Origin of the sequence: Erysipelothrix piscisicarius, assembly GCF_003931795.1 — a bacterium.
Classification (GTDB): Bacteria; Bacillota_I; Bacilli_A; order Erysipelotrichales; family Erysipelotrichaceae; genus Erysipelothrix; species Erysipelothrix piscisicarius.
The window spans coordinates 1-18,250 of the sequence record NZ_CP034234.1; the positions used below are offsets into that span (position 1 = coordinate 1).

Genomic DNA, 18,250 nt, shown 5'->3' on the forward strand with positions numbered 1-18,250 from the left:
CGTAATGGACGGTTCCTAATCACAATATCTGCCGTCAAGATCCTGGCAAATCAAATCAAGTTCTTGTCCCCAAACATAATAATCCCAGTTGAGGTTTGTATTGAGTCGATTTGTATAATTTGTATGACCGTAAGGCTCACCCGTGTCTTTTTCACCGAGAAGTTGGTGCAGCACCCGCACATAAAGCAGTGCGGATTTTGTGATAACTTGTGCCTTAGGCATTGTATTGGTTCGCGTTGCTTGAAGAATATAATCGTCTTCAATCAAATCGTTGCTTCAGACATTACAAAGTCTCCACGATAATCGCCATCGGTTATAAACCCAACTGCTTCTTCAGATTTAAGTAATGCATTTATGGCTTGATTGAAGCGACACTGTTATTGGAAACAATCACAATTTCACCCTTACCATCAACATGCGTTGTGGTTTCAGGTGCTGCATCAAGCCATGTAAATTCTGCGCTTTCGAAGGCACCAACTTGGGTGATCACATCCATATCAAAGCCACGTAGCTCTGAGAATGCGGTGAGCGGTTCTGAATAGAGGTCGGTCCAATTTTTAATAACGATGTTGTTGTAGAGTGCTGCATTGGCCATATTTCGTTTTGCCTGATGCAAATCAACAATCATGGTTCCTTTAGGATTCGTGATGCCCTTAACGTCTATCTCATTTCCTAACACTTTTACCTTAACATCATTACGTAAAGATATTCCATCATCTCGGATGCTGCGTAAGTTTTTGCATTGCCGGTTCCATTGAATAACATAATACCAGGAAGAAGTTATTATTTTCTTCATAACGGGCACGGAAGATATCTGCTTCTGCACCTTTTCATCTTGTTGATTTACGTAGTATGGGCGAATTTCATCGGCATCAATATTCTTATGACCTCGGTCCCAACCTTTCAATTGGTTGGTATAAAATGCTTTATGCATTCCCACATAACGTCCATTGTTGAGTAGTGCATACTTAACTGCTTGCGTCGCATCCTCATTTCCATATGGAACTTCAACGGTATAAGCAACGACACCGTGAAGCATCGAATATTGGGGTGTATAACTTGAAGACATATCGTCAAACGGTTCCCATTCATAGCCACCTTTATCGCTTGCTTTTAAATAATCACGCATCGGCATTTGGAAACTGTTAATTGATTTATTATTTGTAATCGCAACACCCCAAACTCTTCCCTTGTGCGAGTGCATTCTCAATAAACAAATCATACTCCACGTTTGGCTCATGGTTGGTGAGCAAGGTTCAATTTGGAATTGATTATAGAAACCATGAATTTCATAAAGGTTCACAGGATTCCACGTTGAAATAAGACGCGCCATGGCTTGTGTTTCTGGTTGTGTTTGTAAGTGTTATCACGATTTAAATCGAACCCATTACCATTTGTTCGAACATTTGTTGCGGCTGCATCCGCATTTTCTGCAGGCACAACGATAAAGAACACATCCTCGAGCATCGTTTTAATGTTTAAGTCTACTTGCTCCATTTCATAAAATTTCGCAAGTTGTTCACTTAATTTGCAGCTGCATCGGTACTGTTAGATGTTCTTCACTTTGAACGCCATTCGGATATAACCACTCCGGTGACATCATTTGCAATGAGTTCAGACCACTTAATACTCTGCTTGCTTTTCTGCCTCGACTTGTGCTTTCCTTCAGACGTTAATCCACTAATACGACGGTATTCAACACTTCCATCAGCATTCTCGATCATCACGGATAAAATTCCATAATCGCATCAATTCCCGGATTTTCATCGGAGTGAATGTTATTGTAGAGAATTGAACTTTATAATCAATTGATCCCGATTCAATATCTTGAATCACAGATTGTGGATCCGCCTCTGCGCGTTCATTTAACGCAAGGTGATTCGACAGCGTCTCAGCCGTATCCGCATAAAGATTGCATTCATCGGTCTTCCCATTGCCGTACGTCCCATTCGCGAACTTCCGCATGAATTCCTTGGATAATGCGAGTGCTGCAAGATCTGCAAGACGTTGATCGATTTCATTATAAAGTGTAGCTATTATAAGGTTTAAAGGACACGGGCGTTGTTGCCAATACCTGTTCCCTTCCACCAGTTTTAAATCATAGGTCCTGTGTAATCAAGAAGTGCATTACGGATTAAGGCGCGATCACGACCATCAATTCCATTCACACCAAACATCAGCACATTCTTAAACGTTAACTGCAATCCTCCAGGAATGACTTCCGTTTTATATCTTTAAATAGAGTATCGCCTGCAGTGGTAAATTAGTTTTAAAGACAGTCCATTCATTCAAAGGTCCACCCAAATACTGATAAGGAAATCCTCCTCATTTTGACCCCTTCATCCCGCGTCAAAGTCCAAGACGCATTCACAAAACTTTAAGTTCCTCAGGCGTTTTCTCAAACATTACTGTCGCTTTATATTCTTTTGACTCTGTCATGGAATGACTTCAGACTCACCCGTAGTATTTATAAAATCAATGACCGGTTGAGTATCACTATAAATTGACGCGCATGACTGAATACCAGTCCAATCGATAGTACAAATATGGTTAAGCATTTAGGATTCTATGTTCATTTCTTTTGTCCATTTTTCTCCTCATAGTATTAATAAAATATACGAACATCCAATACTTAAACCGCTACAATCCCCTTCCTTACTTTTAATATTTTGTGAGTTCACGGACTCACGCTAAGCATATTGTAATCAATTTTATTGGGTGTTGTATTTATAACGACTTTTATGTATAAACGGTTGCACTTTTAGGGAAACTTTTATTGAAATGGCAAGATATCAAAGCCTTCGTCCCAAATTACGCAGCCATTCATAAAACCGTGCATTTTGAAAATAAAAAAAATGATTGAAATCCAATCATTTTTTAATTTTGAGAAAATTCATACCATATTCGATTGATTCACAGACTTCTTTGGTAAAGGCAGCCACAAAAATGCAACCCATATAAATAAAATCAACCCCGTAAATCGTCTAGAAAATACAGCGAGCATCATTATTATTTGTGCTCCGATAACCAACACTTCTTCAAAGCGTTCTTTATTGATCATCAACACGTGATTATCTTCGGTCTCAGACTTCAATAAGTCATCCACACGCACACCATAATACTTCGCAATTTGAAGCAGCATATTCGCATCGGGGTAACGTTTCCTTGTTCCCATTTGAGACAGCTTGGCGTGAAACGTTTAAGGCCTTCGCAACCGTATCTGTGTAAGCGATCGTTTTCTCGTAATCGTTTTAAATTATCATTAAGTTTCATAAAGCCTCTAACTCACATTCTAAAGTAGCTTCACCGAATCGTAAAGACATTTTGTTGCATCAAAGTTTTCAAGGACCATAACACCAACCCCAAAGTCCCGTCAAACAATAATCTTCGTAGGATCTAACTTAAATTTTCGTAAACCAAGGTTGCGAATACAAATAGAATACCGTTTGAAACATCAAATGACTTATATCGCGGAGACCTTCACCAAAACGCAGTAATAAGGATTGTAAGCCCCGCTGAAGCAATTAAAGCCACCACGGTAGGTCTTAGTCCATCCAAAACATTTTGAATGATGGTGATATCACTAAACTTGTAATAGATTGTCGCAAGAAGAAGGACAATTACAATTGAAGGAAAAACATTACCTAAGGTGGCCGCAACGGCACCTGGAATCCTGCTACCCTTAATCCAACAAACGTAGCTGCATTCAACGCAATGGGTCCAGGGTCATTTGCGATATTGTAATTAAATCCGTAAACTCGGTCATCGTAAGCCAACCATGACCGACGACCACTTGACTTTGAATGGGTGCAAGCGCTGCATAACCACCGCCAAAACTTACCAAACCAATTTGCATAAAAGAAATAAAAGTTCCCAAAGAATCATTGTGACTCTATCTTTCCACCTCGAGACAATGCCCCAACAATCCCTGCCGCAAGGATAATATAAAGGACATTAATCTTAAGGAAATATGCAGCAATAAATGACGTAACCATTATCACGATTGGTAAGGTTCGTTTAAGATTAAATACCTGCCGTGCCATCGTCATAACCACATCCACAATCACTGCCGCAACGCCCGCTTGCATCCCATGAAGTGCTGCATTCACAAACACATTGATTTAAACTCCGCATAAAATTGAGAAATTATTGTGAGGAGAAATAAAGGTGGTAAAATGGTGCCGAGAATGGAAAATATCGCGCCCATAACCCCATCAACTTTATATCCAACTAAAATGGATGCATTCACCGCTAAAGATCCTGAGAGGATTGCGCAAGTGCCATCAAATCCATCATTTCATCCTCATCAATCCAGCCTAATTCTTCCACAAATTTCGTTCGCATTAATGGGATGATAACATAACCACCCCCAAACGTAAATGCACTTAAGTGAAACGATGATTTAAACAATTTCCAATATACCTCTGATTTTTTCATAATTCACGACCTTCCACTGTTTACTATTCTATCGCGTATCTTTTCAAGATTGCAAATGCGAAAAAAAGAGCGTAACTCACGCTCTAATTATTTAACTAAATTTTCATAGATATCTTCCAGTTTTTGAACATTTATCCGCTCGTCAAACCCTTTTCAATTAATTGTTCCCGAGTACTTCGACGCTCATAGTCTAGATGTCCCACAATATAATCAGCCCACTCATGGGGATTATCTATAGAAATGAAAATGATCTGTGAGAGCACTTTGACGATCAATTGTATCGGATGCAAAGCATAAGAGTCCTGCCGCTTGAGCCTCTACCAGCACATATGGCAACCCTTCAAAACGGAAGGAGCAAAAGACATCGAGAACTTGTAAACATCCGGAATATCATCCCTTAATCCAAGGAACTTAACATGATCTTCAATTCCAAAATTTTTCACTTGCAATTTCACATCGTCAAACAACTCCCCTTCGCCTGCTAGTGCTAAGATTGCATTGGGTTTTGTTTTCACGACTTCATTAAACACTTCAATCAGAAATTTATGATTTTTTTGGAAGTTAAAACGACCGATATGACCAAATACCAATTGGTCATCCAAATTCAATGCTTTACGTAATCGTTTTCGTTTCGTTTCATTATACTCGTATTGTTCAAGATCAATTCCGTTATTCATAATTGTATATTCTAAATTAGTAGAGAAAATCGCCTGCTTCTTTTGAACACGCTAAAAGCACATCCGCATAATCAGGAATCTTCATCAATTGATCCTTATATTTGATTAATAGAACATTGTCAACAAAATGACGACTCCCATGGGAATGTGAAATCATATAGGAATTCCATCTTACGAGCAGCTTGGAATATGAGTGGATTCAGTGCGTTCATATGACTGTGAATAATATCATATTGCTCTTTTCTAACATTTTAGAATTGTTTACGTGAAGGATGTTTCCAAAAATCATGGGGTTAATGGAATTCTAAAATTTTACCCCATGCGTAATGACTTCCTTATCGTAATAACCTTCCTTGCATCCAAAACAAGAAAATCAATATGAACTTTTTGGATCAATATTTCGAAATACACTCATCATATATGCTTCAGTACCCGCTTTTTCAAGCGTTCCACCGTGGGCAAATAATACTTTAATTGGTTTCATAGACACCTCGAAAATAATCGTATCATTTAAAAATTACGATTGCAATGACCACAAAATACCACTTGACTGTTATTGCTTGACTTGATTGTAATATTCTATAAATTGATTCATGACCCCATCGATAAAGGTTACAGTCCCTTCATCAATTAACATCCCGGATTCATCAAATTTTGTATGTACAGCACCAATCAAGATATCATTGCCAGGTAGAAGCCACATAGGCATTGTATCAAGCACTGTATAGAGGTTTAGATAACCTCGTGCCCAGCCGTTTGTCCCATCGAACAAGAAGCAATTAAACCCGCTTTATTCTTAAGTCCTGGTTGCGTACGGCTTGCCCAATCAATAGCATTTTTTAATACACCTGATAATCCATGATTATATTCTGGCGTAATCATAAACACTGCATCCGCATCATGAATTTTTTGATTCATAACCTTTACCTTTTCAGGTGTATCCGTTGGATTATCCAAATCACCATTATAGTTTGGAACATCGATATCTAGTATTTCAATTTCCATCTGATCTGCATATCGTTTTTGTATATGTTTTCCCAACATCATATTGTAAGAACCTTTACGTAAACTTCCAACCATCATCACAATTTTATCATAGCATGTGCTCCTTTTATTTATAGTATACGTGATTTTAGGGTTCGTATTTGAAATCTGTATTAAATGTTAAATTAATGTGACGAAATGGTGTTTTAATTGATATTATCTTGCTCTTTCTATATGATAGTCTTAGCGTTTTTAGAAGGAGGTCGAATCGATGAATCTAAAGCGATTTGTAGGCGATAAAGACTTTTATAAAAAGGCTTTATTTATTGCAATTCCGTTAATGCTCCAACAGCTTATCAGTACATCCGTAAACTTACTGGATAACTTGATGATCGGTCAGCTCGGGGACCATGCATTATCGGGTGTTGCCACCGTAAATCGTTACTTTATTATCGCTGTATTTGGAACAAATGGCGTGATTGCTGCATCAGCTGTATTTATGGCTCAATTCTTCGGAGCAAGAGACAAAGATCATATGAAGCAAACATTCCGTTTTTCAATTCTAACATCAATGTTGATAATGAGTACATTCGTCATCCTCGCATTACTTTTTCCAGGAAATATTATCCGGTTCTTTGTAAAGGATCCAAAAGTAATTGAGCAAGGTATGAGATATATTTACGTATGTGCGTTGGCGTTTATTCCCAACCTATTTACATTGGCCATAGCGGGCTCAATGAGAGCAACTGGAGATTCAAAAACTCCTCTTGTTGCAAGTGTTATTTCAATGATTACAAACTTTTGTTTTAATTATTGTTTGATTTATGGTAACTTCGGTGCACCACGTCTTGGTGTACTAGGTGGTGCAATTGGAACGTTTATTGCACGATGTGTTGAATTAACATTTATCAGTTATTTCCTTGTTACGGGAAATTATGCGTTTAAGACACGCATTCGTGATATGTTTGATATCTCTAAAACACTCGTAAAACGAATTACCGCCAAAGCCTTTCCCCTTGCTTTAAATGAAGTATTGTGGGCATCAGGAATGGCATTATTACTTCGTTTCTATGCAACCCGTGGAGCGGAAGTTATTTCTGGTTACTCGATTGCGACTACGGTTTCGGATATGTTCTTCACCATGAATGCCGGTATGTCTGTCGCCATTACCATTCTTGTTTCTCAACCACTTGGAGCTAATAAACTCGACGAAGCGCGCGAAAACGGGTATCGCCTTATTGGATTTGGTGTATTACTCAATGCAGTCTTTGGCACCCTGCTTTTAGGTTCCACGTTCCTTATACCGAAAATTTATTCAGTATCGGCTGAAGCGATGTGGACCGCTCAAACATTCTTGAGAATTCAAGCACCATTATTTAGTATCTATGTGATTAATACAACATGTTACTTTATTCTTCGTGCTGGTGATACACGTTCTACATTACTTCTGGACTCAGGGTATATGTGGTGTGAATTTGGTTGCGGTGGGCATTGCAACCTACACAACAGACTTAAGCATTCTTTGGCTTTATATTGTAGGGCAATCTACAGATATCTTAAAAATGATGCTTGCATTACGATTTGTGAATAAAGAAAATGGATCGTAAATCTTGCGGAAGAAGAAAAGCAAGAAGAAGCATTTGTTTTAGAGTTTGAATCTTAATCGATCAATTGAACGAAGAAAACACCATCATAGTGAAAGGAACTGACCTAGTTCCAAATGATGGTGTTTTTTTTAATGATCTGGTTTTTCCTTTGCTAATTCAAAGGACACAATTTTAGAACCATTGGTTGTTATGATTACATGAGTTCCTTTAGTCAAGAATGCAAGTTCATCATTTAGAATAAGATTTGCTTGATAAATGGCTTCATCCCCTTCAAGACGAATGAGGTAATGCGTATTGCCATCAATGATAACTTGTTTAACATCTGAAACGACCCCGGTTTTCTCCACAATTTCTTCTGGAACAATACCTACTTGATTTCCCATAACATTGAGATAATTCTTCTCAGATAGTTGATAGGTGTCGCCTACGGCTGACTTGGTGTAATCTTGGTAATTAACCATTGAGAAACCACGAACTACACTCGATGTATCTTTGAGACATCACATATGTAGAATCCTCCAACGTTTTGTAGAATTGGTGTTGGTGTATATCCTTTTCTTGATCGAACCAACTGAAGTCATTTCAGCCGCTGTAATGGAAACCCCTGGTAAATCCATTTGAAGCGTCTCCAGTTCGCTTATTCATAAATAAGAGCCCTGTTGTTGAACTTGAATCTAATTTTATGGGACGTATTCCAGTATATAGATCTCATCGTCGATACTTACATAGTTATAAGAACCTTCTTGCTGGTCTACAGCCATCACACCTTGTTGTTGCATGAAAGAATTAAAATAACTCCCTTTAAAGTGAAATGATCTTTCGCATGCGATAACATCATATCCGTTGGATAAACGGAATCCACCCACTCTGGGATTTCATTGAGTTCATAACGTGCAGTTTCTCCAGTGACCGCATCCACAACAATCACAGCATCCATGTCTTTAGCGCCCCAAATCCCAACACGTTTTGTAATCGATTGAACAATCCAATAGGGATGTCCTGCATCGTCAATTTCAAAGTTCCAATCATCAAGATAACTAAATTTATGGTGTAAAGCCACATGACGACGTAGATCATATTGTAATGGTGCACCTGGGTAATATTTAATGGGTGCGGGTAACGTTACAATCTCTGACTTCGCATTCATATTTCCGTCCCCTGTAGTTACAAGAACATAGTAGGGCACACCACTTGAGAAGTTCGTATATTTTTTAAAAGTATCCGCATAAACAAACGGTGCAACACGCGCCATTTTGCCTTGATAATTTATTTGGGTAAATTCATTGGTATTAATATCAAAACGCGATGATACCTCACTGAGTTCTCCCATTTTTTTCTCTGCCGATAACAACGCTGAGTCCTTATCTACATAAGAAACTTCAATATTATGATTTTCACCATAGAGATCTTTAAACTCTACTGGTTTTACTTGCCCCAATACATTTGCATAGCGTTTCGCATTAATCATACGTGATGATGTCACACTACCCACTAAGAAAACAATGGCAAAGATCCCTACGATGATGCCGAAGGTATTAAAGAACTTTTATAGTTTTCACGGTCGATAAACAGTATTCAGCAATCACTAAGATAAATGTACTTAAATAGAGCATCGAGCCGATATCCATGTAGTGATATGTATTTCCAAACCAGATATCAAGTAGGATAAATACAATCACAACGATACCGATTTGTATTGATTTGCGTTTATTCATAGTAGAACCTCCATCTCCTTATATCTTAACGATTTCTCGCAGTGCAAATAAAAAGCTAGATAACCTAGCTTTTATTCAACAGTACAAACCCATCAGTACACATCATTGCATCATTTTTGAGCATTAAGCGTCTCAACATGTTGAGCGCTGACTTAAATGTTTCAATAGGTTGATCCTGATAAGGATACTTGGTCATCAATTACAAAGTGTGGAACACCTCGAGCACCAATCATCTGTGCCCATTGCTCGTCTTGACGAACACTTAATCCGTACTCATCAGATTCAAATGCATGTTTGATGCCTTCTGCATCAAGTCCAACTGAGACACCAAGTTCAATTAAGGCCTCAAGATCGTTTAAGTAAACACCTTTTGAAAATACGCATCCATTAACTTTTCACTGTATTCATTTCTAAACCTTTAAACTTTGCATACTGAAATACTTTATGTGCTTTAAATGTATTAGTATATTTCATCGCATCAAAATCATAGTTTAATCCAACTGTCTGAGCCATGGACCTACACGTTCGTTATTCAATCGTGCTTCATCAACGGATATGTTATATTTTGAGCCAACATTTCATGAATGTTTAAATCCGGTTGATCAACATAGTTTTGATCTAATTCAAAACTCATAAACTCTACTTCAATTTCTTTATCTAATTGCTTTATTGCTTCTTCCAAATGTCTTTTCCCATAGCAAAATGGGCAGACAAAATCGGACCATACTTGTACTTTCATCACATTCACCTCTAGATACATATTGTATCGACTAAGCGATTTGAGCGCCATCAATATGCCCCCATGGTATAATATAACCAAGGAGGAATTATGAATAATACAATTAAACAACAACTCAACCATCGTACCATTCGTCAATTTACGGATGAACCCATTTCTCAAGAAATTATTGATACGTTGGTTTCCGTCGCTCAAGCGACATCCACAAGTAATTACATGCAATCTTATTCAATTATTAGCGTAACGGATAAAGCAAAGAAGAAAGCAATCGCAACTATAGGCGCACAACCTTATATCGAAAACGTTGGTCACTTATTTATTTTGTGATTGATCAACATCGTAATGGGAAAATTGCACACGAAGGAAATATCGACGACATCGAAGTCCTTGAAACATTTGATCGTATGATGATTGATATACCGATGCGATTCTCGCTGCACAAACACAATGTTAGCTATTGAGAGCCTTGGCATGGGTGGGTATTTTAGAAGTATTCTCAATGATGCTCAAGCAATCATCGACTTATTAGAGTTGCCTGAATATGTTTTCCTGTACTGGGACTTGGTTTTGCTATCCGAATCAAAGCCTCAGCTCAAACCGCGAATGCCACAACAACTCATGCATTTTGAAAATACATATCCTAACATGGATGCAATTACCGATGCGATGCGCGACTATGACGAGACGGTTACAGAATATTATGACTTACGTGATGCAAACAAACGCATCGACTCATTCACAAATCAGATTAAACAAAGCATGAGTCGACGACATCCTGACGCATGCAGTTAAAAGATGCGATGCATAAACAAAAGCTCGGTCTAAAATAAAAAGTCTATCACTTGAACTGACCTAGTTCCTTGGGACTAAAGAAAACCAAGTTAGGATGAAGTTAACCGATAATTTACGGGAGATTGATATCCTAGCTTTTCTTGTATTCGATTTTCATTGTAATATTTTAAATAGTTTATCACAGTTTGTGATACAATTTCAGTAGAACCTTTAGTTCTGGGTTTAATTCGAATGTTTCACTTTAGCGAGGCATGAAACGATTCGATAGAGCATTATCAGCGGTGTACCCTTACGGGACATACCATGGTAATGCTTTTATTTTACTTTGAGTTGATACTCTTTTGATGTATAGACACCCCTTGATCAGAATGAAGAATACATGGCTGAACGATATCCGGAAGTTGATTTAATGTATCAACCACACATTCTAGGTTTTGTCTGTCACTCAATGTAGACGCAATAATCTCACCATTATATAAATCCATGATCGTAGATAAATAGAGCATCTTATGGCCATAAGGGATGTAAGTGATATCTGTCACCAATTCTCTAGAGGAAGTAGTGATTTAAAGTCGCGATTAATGATATTGGGCATAATGATCTTCGGATTTTGTTTTTTTTCGATTTGACCTTAACACGGCATTGACATTGGTGTTTCTGCATTATCTTTTGAACAGTGTTCTTATTGATAATTCTTTCTTTCGAATTAATGCAGTTATTTTCGATATCCATAACGAAATTTATTTTCTTTACAAAGTTCAATTACTAATGCTTCATTGACAGAATAATTATTAGACTCTAGTTGCTCTTTTAGTCCAACGGTAATACGTTGACTTAGGTACCCCAAAAGATTCAAGATATCTTTAAGAGATACAGTGTTGCGATACTCTTCAACGAGCTTGATGATTATTTCAGGAACCACATCCTTCTTTCCAAATACTTTTTAATAGTTCAATTTGTTGCTCCAAAGATTTAATTCTAAGTCTTTGTGTTTCTTCGACCGTGTCTCCTTCAGGCCCTTCCAAAAGTATATTGCTTGCCTACAGGTTGAGAAAATCGATAGTGTTCACCATTTCGATACCATCTCCACCATGTTTTGACTTGTGTTACATTTTTATTCCAAGTTCAGTCTGAATAAACCTGCTTGAGTAGCTGCCAATTTCATTTCTATAACTTTCATCTTTGTCTCATAGCTATGCATAGTTCGTGTTCATATAAAACCTCCTATATTGAACTATTTTACAATAATTTCATACAAGAGGTTTTTCTTAGTCCCACGGAACTAGGTCAGTTCCTGTTTAAATACGCTACTGATTTTCGTTTTTCTTTTATTCATAAGCATTAAGACAAATCCTAGAACAACAAGGCCACTTGCAAGAAGTACGGTGTACTCGACTGCAATACCTGTTGATGGAAGGATGAACCCTTGATTCTGAATGCGTTCCGTTCTCAGAACCGTTACTTGATTCTTGATTGGAACCGTTATTCGATCCATTGCCATTACTGCTATCAACCGTAATATTTAAGTTGACATTCTTGCTCATGGTTTTCATAAGTCCAAATGTCATTGATCTTTTACGCATGTTTCTTCATCAATAAAGTCACCATCAATCGCGTATGTCAACTCAATATCATAGTTACCGGGTGCAAGTTCTCAACATCAATTGATCGGTAATCAACTTCTGCTAATTCTGCTTCTTCACCGGTATCCAGATTGATCAGTTTTCCTTCAGCACGGTTGATAATTTTTCGAGCGTACCGTTTGCTTTAAATGTCTTGAATTCGGTCATTGTCATGTTTAAATCATGACCTACAACTTCATAACGTGCGGATACGACCTAATACCGTGACCTGAACACCCCGCTTCAAAGACAAAGTTATGGTATCCAGCGGTTTGAGGTAGTTCGCCAACAAGTTTAATATCTTGAACATCAACTGCATTTCCGCAGCATCAAATGCAGTAACACCTGCTGCGATACGCACGGAATCTTGTGTCATATGCTTCATTTTAATTTCAAAGTTGTTTGCGTAAATTGAACCGGTTCCAGGAACAACAGTACCGTTGTAAAGCGTTGCTACTACACTCAGTGTCGACGTTTTCCGAGGTCACTTGTTGCTTCGAAAGTAACTGTATGGTTACCCAATGACTGTGGAAGGTCTGTAAGTACTGTAATATCTGTAATCGGTGTGATTTGCGTTGATTTGATACATCAAATGCTTCAACTCCTGAATTTGCAATCAGTGCTTCCGTAGATACATCATCAAGCAACATTGAGAAATCATGAGCATTCATAGCAATCTTATTCACATTATCAATCACATCGAAGACATGGGCAACGACCGTAATCTGTGTCCCTTCAACGTCGTAAATGTAATGTTATGATCACCAATTGTTGTGGGTAAATCTGAAACGGTAATGGTATCTAGATCTAACGGAAGTGCTGGATTGACACTAATATCGTAGGCTTCTAAACCGGATAATTGTTTTACATTAATCATTCACATAAGATAATTGAATTACGAAGTCATCGGCGTTCATTGCTTCTTTATTTTCTATATTTACAGAGCTGTAAACATGAGCCGTAACTTCTTTTGACGTACCTTGGTCCGTTTCAAATTTTACAGTGTAATCACCCGTACCGGTAATCGCATGCGTTACTTTTGTAATCTCAATTTCTTTAGGTTTTCCACCCAATACGATGAATGCTTTGGCTTTGCATGCTCAATAAGATTTTATCATTGACATCCTCAAGTTGAATATCGAAGTCATGAGCATTTATGGATTCATTTGTATTTGGATCAAATTTATCAACTACATTGACGGTAATGGTCTCAACATTTGAACCCAATCCCGCTTTATCGATAACTTGAATTTGGAATTGGTAGCGACCAATTTCATTCCTTTACCGACCCAAAGTCGATTGTAGTTTCTTCAATTCCTGTCATATCACCATTATCGGTAAACTTGATTGATTTCTTGTTTAAGGTCCGCATAGGTTAAACCATCGGTCTTTTCAAGCACTACCACATTCTTAGCGATTGTTAAGATTGGTGCAGTTGTATCCTTTACCGTTACTTTAACGGTTACAAATTTGTATTGCCTGCACCATCTGTTGCAGTGATTGTGACGTTTACACCAATTGCGGTGTCTTTGGTCAACGCCAATGGTATCAAAGTCTGATGACACGGTAACATTACCACTGTTATCTGTTGCATTCACATTCACAAGCCCAAGGAATGCACTTTCATTAAGATCGGCATCGCTCGAGTTTAAGACTAAGCTTGACTCCGCTGTAATTTCTGGTTTCACATCATCCACCAAGGTTACAGATACAGCGAATACTTGTGTATTGTTTGAAGCGTCTGTAGCTTTAAGTGTCACAACAACACTTCGGTTTTGACTGAATTGCTTGCGTTAGCTTGATGTCAAAGTCAGATGTTGTTACAGTCCCAAGTGAGTTATCCGTAACATGATATTGAATTAGTGCTAAGAACTCTGCTTCTGTTAGCGGCTTGAGTTGTTGATGTTTACCGCATTTAACGTTTCAGATCCAATGGTTGGAGCCAATGTATCAACCGTTGTAAATTTGATTGTTTGTTTGACTTCATTGTCATCTCGATCTTTTACCGAGTATTCTACATTTTGTATTGCACCCAATACTGATGTATCAAGTGTAGATGGTGTAATCACAACATTAGAAGGATCAATAGGACCATCTTCATTATCCGTAACACTCGCAATATAATCACTAAGATTTACCGATGTGTTAATTTCCACATCCGCCACGATTTTTTGAAGCGTTAAGACTGGAGGGGTATTGCTTGTAACAGTAACTTGAATCGTATCACTTGCGGTATTACCGTAAATATCAGTAACCGTTACAGTGATATCTGCAGTTCCTACAGCTTGCCCAGTAACACGACCGGTTGATGATACAATTGCCACACTTTCCTTACTTGAAGTAAAGGTCATTGATTCTTTAATTGAATTAAAGAAATCTGGTGTAATGGTTGTAGCAAGATCAATTTCCTTTTTCGCTTTAACAGTTTCAGATGATTTATCAAATTTAACCGTTAATTGCGTGAGGTCGTAGTCAATAACACCGACTGTAATTTGTCCAGATTGTGTTGATGTTGGATCAATAGACGATACAAGACCAGCATTTGGTCCTTTCACATCGACATCAGAATCTTTCATGCCATCATTACCTTGGCCTTTTAGTGTAAACATTTGATTACTTCCTAATACACCATTGAAGTTTACTTGGTAATCACCATTTCCTAAATCACCAAAAGCATACGTTCCATCTGCATTCGTGTTCATCGTTTTCACGGAAACATAGGCTCCGTTTGTATCTTTTTTCAAAAGTTCTACGGGTTTGCTTCCAAGTCCAACTTCTGAACCGTCCATGATCCCATTCTTGTTTGCATCAAGGAATACAAGACCTTTAATTTCTGCAATTTCTAAATTAGCACCAACACGTGATCCGATGACCCCAACAGTTCCTGCATCAAATGAGTAGAATGGCATAAAGTCATTAATTTTACCCAATTTGCCAATTGCGGTTGCAGGTGTTTCATCCACAACATAGTCCATCACAAGCACGGCACGTTCTCCACTTTCAACCGATCCGCTTGTATTTTCGAGTCGAATCATGGTTGTATTGGGGTTAAAGGATGTACCGTAGGCTGCACCTAAATAATTAGCTTCTGTTGTTGCATCGGTAGAGTATGTTAGTTTATAACTTGAACCTTTTCTATCGAAATGTCAGCACCATTCTTATCGTAAATTTCAATTTTGGTACTGCATTCAGTTTCATATTCCATGCGAATGGTGTCGATTGGAAGTTCTTTCCGAAATCATTACCCTCTTTTGGTACTGAATATATACTGCGAATCCATTGATTGAACATTTTATTGTTTAATAAATCAACGGTATAGGTCGCTTCTGTACCTGGTGTAAATGAAACTGCTGTTTCCGGTTTCGTGATATCAAATGAAGGACGACGAATATCTCCTTTAGGTTGGGTATACGTATCAATAATTAACTCTTCACGCGAAATAATATTTAATTGGGTAGCTTTGGCATAATGCGTTCTGTTACGTCGTTATCATTATTGATATCGTCAGTATCCGCAACAGATCCAGGGCCCGGAAACATTTGAAACGGTCCAATTTTATCAATTTCCAGAATCCTGCTTTATTTAGCTCATAAATACCACCAGATTTAATATTGGTGTTTAAGTTAAAACGAACATAAGGCAATACTGGTAAATAACTGTCTTTATAGTTTGCACCAAAGACGCCTGAGAATTGTACTCTTAATGCACGTTGTCCTGTAGCATTAATTGTAAATCTCTGAAGTGTAATCAGAACTTCCTATCGCTTTATTTGATGCCCACACTTTAAATGTGCTCATATCAATTTGTGTATTTTCTGGGATGATAAAGAAGAATTCTGGATCAATTATACCAAATGAGTTGGCACCATTATCGTAGTAATATTGCTCTGAGAGGTTAAATTGTAACGTTGTAGTGTCTCCGCATTCACAACTTTACCGTCGTTGTTTGAAGCATACGTACATGTGGCTTCGCAATTCGACTTACGACTTGAGTTTCTGAAACGACAGACTCTAAATCTTCGGTTCCATCTGCAAGGCGCGCAAATACTTTTACAGTAACATTACCGGCAGCAGCACCATTTTAGACGTCCAATGATATTTCCATATTTGCTATTTGAAAGATAGTCAGCAGATCGATATGCTTTTGGAATATCATTCATCTCAAATACAACGCGTAAAGTACTCATCCGCTTGGAGACCCAGGATTGTTTGGCTTACACCAGTCATACCTGCAGAGTTCAAGCCTACAATTTGACTTTATTCTCGAAGCGAAGTGTTCTTATTGGTAACATAGAATACCTTTTAACATTTTTAACGCCACCTGAGCTAAAGCTGCTTTAACTTCTAAATTCGCATCAAAATCTAATTGAATAATTTGATTTGTTTTGACTGTTGTATTGTCGTTTAAAATTGAGTAACGAACAAGACTGTTACTAAAGTCTTCGTGTTGATTCACAAAGGGTGTTTTATCTGTTCGCAATGTTAATTTATTTGGAACTGTTTCAGGATCAATAATGTTTAGTGAAGCTTTAGGACATCTTTATCCGTAACCTTAATGACAGCGCCATCGTAGGTATTTATTTCGAAATATGACTGATCCGAAGCATAGTAAAATCCTTCAGCTAAATGACCATATTTTAAAGGTACAGTAAATAGCTGTAGTTGAACTCGATAGATTATCTGCTGATAAAACAATTTTCCGATTGAATCATCTTTAGATACAACTGTTTGAGTAAGTTGTGTCATCAATTGTCGTCCAATTGATAATACATGGTAGTTGTAATGTTTTTACAGCAAAGCGTGTTTGATTAAAACGACCATCACGACTTACACGAGGATTCCCATTATCAATGTGTCTGTATCACCTTTTGATACTGTAGCATGAAAGTTTGAAGACGGCGCACGCAAGAGGTAAGAAACCTTTTCTACGGTTGTATGAGAAAATGATTTCATATCTGCAAGATCGCCATTTTTAAATGCTTCTACTTTAATCGCATCGGTAAATGTTTTGGGTCCATAGTAAATTTTTTCATCTACTTTAACGGTAATCATACGTTCTAACTCAACAATTTGAGTTGTATCGCTGACTTTATAGACAATTTGCCCATTAAAGGATTCGTAATACGTTGGTTCTAATTTTTGTGATTCTGTAATAACACCATCAACCAGTGTACCATTCATCGAATATTCTGGAGTACCACTTTCTGGTGATCCTTTAACGGGATAGGAAACGACTTCCATTCCTTCAGGAACGTTAATTCGAATCTCTTTACCGGTTGAGTTATTGTCCTTGAAATCAACCTTTACATTAATCTGATGTTGTTCTCCCGCTTTCCATTCAACAGAAGGATCATAGTCCACAACTTCTAAGGTAATATCCGCATCACCCAATGCATCCACCGAAACTTCAGGTGCCTTAACATCCTCCGTTTGTGTTAAGGGTGCTTCAGAATTGGTTTCTGGCTCTACTTCTGTGATTTCATCAACATTTACACTAAATGTAAGTGTTTCTTCACGGTTAATTGCTTCCGCATCATCTTGAGCTTCCTTGACCTCTTTTGAATACGTTAACTCAAATTCATAGTCATCATTTTCTGAAATTTTAATTTCATACTCATCCTCTGAATCATTGCGTAGCGAAAGTTCCTCTTTCCACACCTTTTTGAGTTTTGATATGA

At 37.8% G+C, this 18,250-nt stretch carries 33 protein-coding genes and 2 pseudogenes; 4 read left to right on the forward strand and 31 right to left on the reverse strand.

Translation table 11 applies throughout. The features are described 5' to 3' along the window. Nucleotides 1-15: 15 nt before the first annotated feature. The 13 genes and pseudogenes from EEI45_RS08620 to EEI45_RS00030 all read right to left on the reverse strand — a co-directional run bounded on the left by EEI45_RS08620 (nt 16) and on the right by EEI45_RS00030 (nt 6,194). Complete coding sequence (locus tag EEI45_RS08620) at nt 16-267, reverse strand: hypothetical protein (RefSeq protein ID WP_181950058.1); 252 nt, start codon at nt 265-267, stop codon at nt 16-18. Between the two features lie 85 nt (nt 268-352). Further along, nucleotides 353-1,333, reverse strand: a complete 981-nt coding sequence (locus tag EEI45_RS08625) for a M14 family metallopeptidase (protein ID WP_181950059.1) — start codon at nt 1,331-1,333, stop codon at nt 353-355. Then, nucleotides 1,300-1,497, reverse strand: a complete 198-nt coding sequence (locus EEI45_RS08630; RefSeq protein ID WP_181950060.1) for a M14 family metallopeptidase — start codon at nt 1,495-1,497, stop codon at nt 1,300-1,302. The genes EEI45_RS08625 and EEI45_RS08630 overlap by 34 nt, the downstream gene beginning before the upstream one ends. 62 nt (nt 1,498-1,559) lie before the next feature. Further along, nucleotides 1,560-1,724: a hypothetical protein gene (locus tag EEI45_RS08635; protein ID WP_181950061.1), complete on the reverse strand. Its 165-nt coding sequence runs from the start codon at nt 1,722-1,724 to the stop codon at nt 1,560-1,562. Continuing rightward, a complete protein-coding gene (locus EEI45_RS08640) occupies nt 1,708-2,088 on the reverse strand; it encodes a hypothetical protein (RefSeq protein ID WP_181950062.1) in 381 nt (126 codons plus the stop codon). Before EEI45_RS08640 ends, EEI45_RS08635 begins: the two co-directional genes overlap by 17 nt. An 805-nt stretch (nt 2,089-2,893) precedes the next feature. After that, nucleotides 2,894-3,175, reverse strand: a complete 282-nt coding sequence (locus tag EEI45_RS00010) for a hypothetical protein (protein WP_228410370.1) — start codon at nt 3,173-3,175, stop codon at nt 2,894-2,896. Between the two features lie 305 nt (nt 3,176-3,480). Beyond that, a complete protein-coding gene (locus tag EEI45_RS10130) occupies nt 3,481-3,687 on the reverse strand; it encodes a chromate transporter (protein WP_456073051.1) in 207 nt (68 codons plus the stop codon). Nucleotides 3,688-3,706: 19 nt separating this feature from the next. Next, a complete protein-coding gene (locus EEI45_RS10135; protein WP_456073043.1) occupies nt 3,707-3,856 on the reverse strand; it encodes a chromate transporter in 150 nt (49 codons plus the stop codon). 25 nt (nt 3,857-3,881) lie between these two features. Next, nucleotides 3,882-4,437, reverse strand: a pseudogene (locus EEI45_RS10040) (chromate transporter). A 317-nt stretch (nt 4,438-4,754) separates the two neighbouring features. Beyond that, complete coding sequence (locus EEI45_RS08655; RefSeq protein ID WP_228410372.1) at nt 4,755-5,114, reverse strand: glycosyltransferase; 360 nt, start codon at nt 5,112-5,114, stop codon at nt 4,755-4,757. Nucleotides 5,115-5,130: 16 nt separating this feature from the next. Next, on the reverse strand, nt 5,131-5,271 hold the full coding sequence (locus EEI45_RS08660) for a hypothetical protein (RefSeq protein WP_228410373.1): 141 nt from the start codon (nt 5,269-5,271) through the stop codon (nt 5,131-5,133). Nucleotides 5,272-5,667: 396 nt separating this feature from the next. Beyond that, entirely contained in the window at nt 5,668-5,835 is a 168-nt protein-coding gene (locus tag EEI45_RS08665) for a hypothetical protein (protein ID WP_228410374.1), read from the reverse strand. Nucleotides 5,836-5,846: 11 nt separating this feature from the next. Further along, entirely contained in the window at nt 5,847-6,194 is a 348-nt protein-coding gene (locus tag EEI45_RS00030) for an NADPH-dependent FMN reductase (RefSeq protein WP_267128123.1), read from the reverse strand. Between the two features lie 175 nt (nt 6,195-6,369). Between EEI45_RS00030 and EEI45_RS00035 the strand changes: the two genes are divergently transcribed. Beyond that, nucleotides 6,370-7,689 (forward strand): MATE family efflux transporter, encoded by a 1,320-nt coding sequence (locus EEI45_RS00035; RefSeq protein ID WP_228410376.1) that lies wholly within the window; start codon nt 6,370-6,372, stop codon nt 7,687-7,689. 144 nt (nt 7,690-7,833) lie between these two features. Here EEI45_RS00035 and EEI45_RS08670 read toward each other — a convergent pair whose 3' ends face one another. From EEI45_RS08670 to EEI45_RS08690, 6 genes are all read right to left on the reverse strand, one after another. Beyond that, on the reverse strand, nt 7,834-8,166 hold the full coding sequence (locus EEI45_RS08670; RefSeq protein ID WP_228410377.1) for a hypothetical protein: 333 nt from the start codon (nt 8,164-8,166) through the stop codon (nt 7,834-7,836). A 299-nt stretch (nt 8,167-8,465) separates the two neighbouring features. Further along, the gene (locus EEI45_RS08675) at nt 8,466-9,188 is read right to left on the reverse strand and encodes a hypothetical protein (RefSeq protein ID WP_228410378.1); all 723 of its coding nucleotides are present in this window, start codon (nt 9,186-9,188) and stop codon (nt 8,466-8,468) included. Between the two features lie 52 nt (nt 9,189-9,240). Beyond that, nucleotides 9,241-9,420, reverse strand: a complete 180-nt coding sequence (locus EEI45_RS08680) for a hypothetical protein (RefSeq protein ID WP_228410379.1) — start codon at nt 9,418-9,420, stop codon at nt 9,241-9,243. A gap of 161 nt (nt 9,421-9,581) precedes the next feature. Beyond that, nucleotides 9,582-9,758 carry a DsbA family protein gene (locus EEI45_RS08685; protein ID WP_228410612.1) on the reverse strand — a complete coding sequence of 59 codons (177 nt, stop codon included), beginning with the start codon at nt 9,756-9,758 and terminating at the stop codon, nt 9,582-9,584. A gap of 49 nt (nt 9,759-9,807) precedes the next feature. Next, the gene (locus EEI45_RS09830) at nt 9,808-9,933 is read right to left on the reverse strand and encodes a hypothetical protein (protein ID WP_267128124.1); all 126 of its coding nucleotides are present in this window, start codon (nt 9,931-9,933) and stop codon (nt 9,808-9,810) included. Nucleotides 9,934-9,952: 19 nt separating this feature from the next. Beyond that, nucleotides 9,953-10,159, reverse strand: coding sequence for a DsbA family oxidoreductase (locus EEI45_RS08690; RefSeq protein WP_228410380.1), 207 nt, complete (start codon nt 10,157-10,159; stop codon nt 9,953-9,955). A gap of 90 nt (nt 10,160-10,249) precedes the next feature. On the opposite strand from EEI45_RS08690, the gene EEI45_RS08695 reads away from it, so the two are divergent. The 3 genes from EEI45_RS08695 to EEI45_RS08705 are packed head-to-tail and all read left to right on the forward strand — an operon-like array spanning nt 10,250 to nt 10,951. Next, a complete protein-coding gene (locus EEI45_RS08695; protein ID WP_228410381.1) occupies nt 10,250-10,486 on the forward strand; it encodes a nitroreductase family protein in 237 nt (78 codons plus the stop codon). Next, nucleotides 10,483-10,620 (forward strand): hypothetical protein, encoded by a 138-nt coding sequence (locus EEI45_RS08700; RefSeq protein ID WP_228410382.1) that lies wholly within the window; start codon nt 10,483-10,485, stop codon nt 10,618-10,620. Before EEI45_RS08695 ends, EEI45_RS08700 begins: the two co-directional genes overlap by 4 nt. Beyond that, complete coding sequence (locus EEI45_RS08705; protein ID WP_228410383.1) at nt 10,607-10,951, forward strand: nitroreductase family protein; 345 nt, start codon at nt 10,607-10,609, stop codon at nt 10,949-10,951. The genes EEI45_RS08700 and EEI45_RS08705 overlap by 14 nt, the downstream gene beginning before the upstream one ends. 89 nt (nt 10,952-11,040) lie before the next feature. Here EEI45_RS08705 and EEI45_RS00055 read toward each other — a convergent pair. The 12 genes and pseudogenes from EEI45_RS00055 to EEI45_RS00080 all read right to left on the reverse strand — a co-directional run bounded on the left by EEI45_RS00055 (nt 11,041) and on the right by EEI45_RS00080 (nt 18,230). Further along, nucleotides 11,041-12,152, reverse strand: a pseudogene (locus EEI45_RS00055) (IS3 family transposase). 81 nt (nt 12,153-12,233) lie between these two features. Beyond that, nucleotides 12,234-12,446 carry an LPXTG cell wall anchor domain-containing protein gene (locus EEI45_RS08710; RefSeq protein WP_228410384.1) on the reverse strand — a complete coding sequence of 71 codons (213 nt, stop codon included), beginning with the start codon at nt 12,444-12,446 and terminating at the stop codon, nt 12,234-12,236. 323 nt (nt 12,447-12,769) lie between these two features. Beyond that, nucleotides 12,770-12,958 (reverse strand): hypothetical protein, encoded by a 189-nt coding sequence (locus tag EEI45_RS08715; RefSeq protein ID WP_228410385.1) that lies wholly within the window; start codon nt 12,956-12,958, stop codon nt 12,770-12,772. Between the two features lie 7 nt (nt 12,959-12,965). Then, complete coding sequence (locus EEI45_RS08720) at nt 12,966-13,259, reverse strand: hypothetical protein (RefSeq protein ID WP_228410386.1); 294 nt, start codon at nt 13,257-13,259, stop codon at nt 12,966-12,968. An 8-nt stretch (nt 13,260-13,267) separates the two neighbouring features. Beyond that, the gene (locus EEI45_RS08725; protein ID WP_228410387.1) at nt 13,268-13,450 is read right to left on the reverse strand and encodes a hypothetical protein; all 183 of its coding nucleotides are present in this window, start codon (nt 13,448-13,450) and stop codon (nt 13,268-13,270) included. After that, nucleotides 13,443-13,646 (reverse strand): hypothetical protein, encoded by a 204-nt coding sequence (locus tag EEI45_RS08730; protein ID WP_228410388.1) that lies wholly within the window; start codon nt 13,644-13,646, stop codon nt 13,443-13,445. Before EEI45_RS08730 ends, EEI45_RS08725 begins: the two co-directional genes overlap by 8 nt. Continuing rightward, nucleotides 13,630-13,800: a hypothetical protein gene (locus tag EEI45_RS08735; RefSeq protein WP_228410389.1), complete on the reverse strand. Its 171-nt coding sequence runs from the start codon at nt 13,798-13,800 to the stop codon at nt 13,630-13,632. The genes EEI45_RS08730 and EEI45_RS08735 overlap by 17 nt, the downstream gene beginning before the upstream one ends. Nucleotides 13,801-13,904: 104 nt before the next feature. Then, nucleotides 13,905-14,333: a hypothetical protein gene (locus EEI45_RS00065; RefSeq protein WP_125163651.1), complete on the reverse strand. Its 429-nt coding sequence runs from the start codon at nt 14,331-14,333 to the stop codon at nt 13,905-13,907. 123 nt (nt 14,334-14,456) lie between these two features. Further along, nucleotides 14,457-15,608, reverse strand: a complete 1,152-nt coding sequence (locus EEI45_RS00070; protein ID WP_125163652.1) for an SdrD B-like domain-containing protein — start codon at nt 15,606-15,608, stop codon at nt 14,457-14,459. Between the two features lie 1,243 nt (nt 15,609-16,851). Further along, nucleotides 16,852-17,028, reverse strand: a complete 177-nt coding sequence (locus EEI45_RS08500; protein ID WP_228410390.1) for a hypothetical protein — start codon at nt 17,026-17,028, stop codon at nt 16,852-16,854. Between the two features lie 62 nt (nt 17,029-17,090). After that, nucleotides 17,091-17,318 carry a hypothetical protein gene (locus EEI45_RS00075; protein WP_125163653.1) on the reverse strand — a complete coding sequence of 76 codons (228 nt, stop codon included), beginning with the start codon at nt 17,316-17,318 and terminating at the stop codon, nt 17,091-17,093. A gap of 81 nt (nt 17,319-17,399) precedes the next feature. Next, nucleotides 17,400-18,230: a hypothetical protein gene (locus EEI45_RS00080; RefSeq protein ID WP_125163654.1), complete on the reverse strand. Its 831-nt coding sequence runs from the start codon at nt 18,228-18,230 to the stop codon at nt 17,400-17,402. Nucleotides 18,231-18,250: the final 20 nt, after the last annotated feature.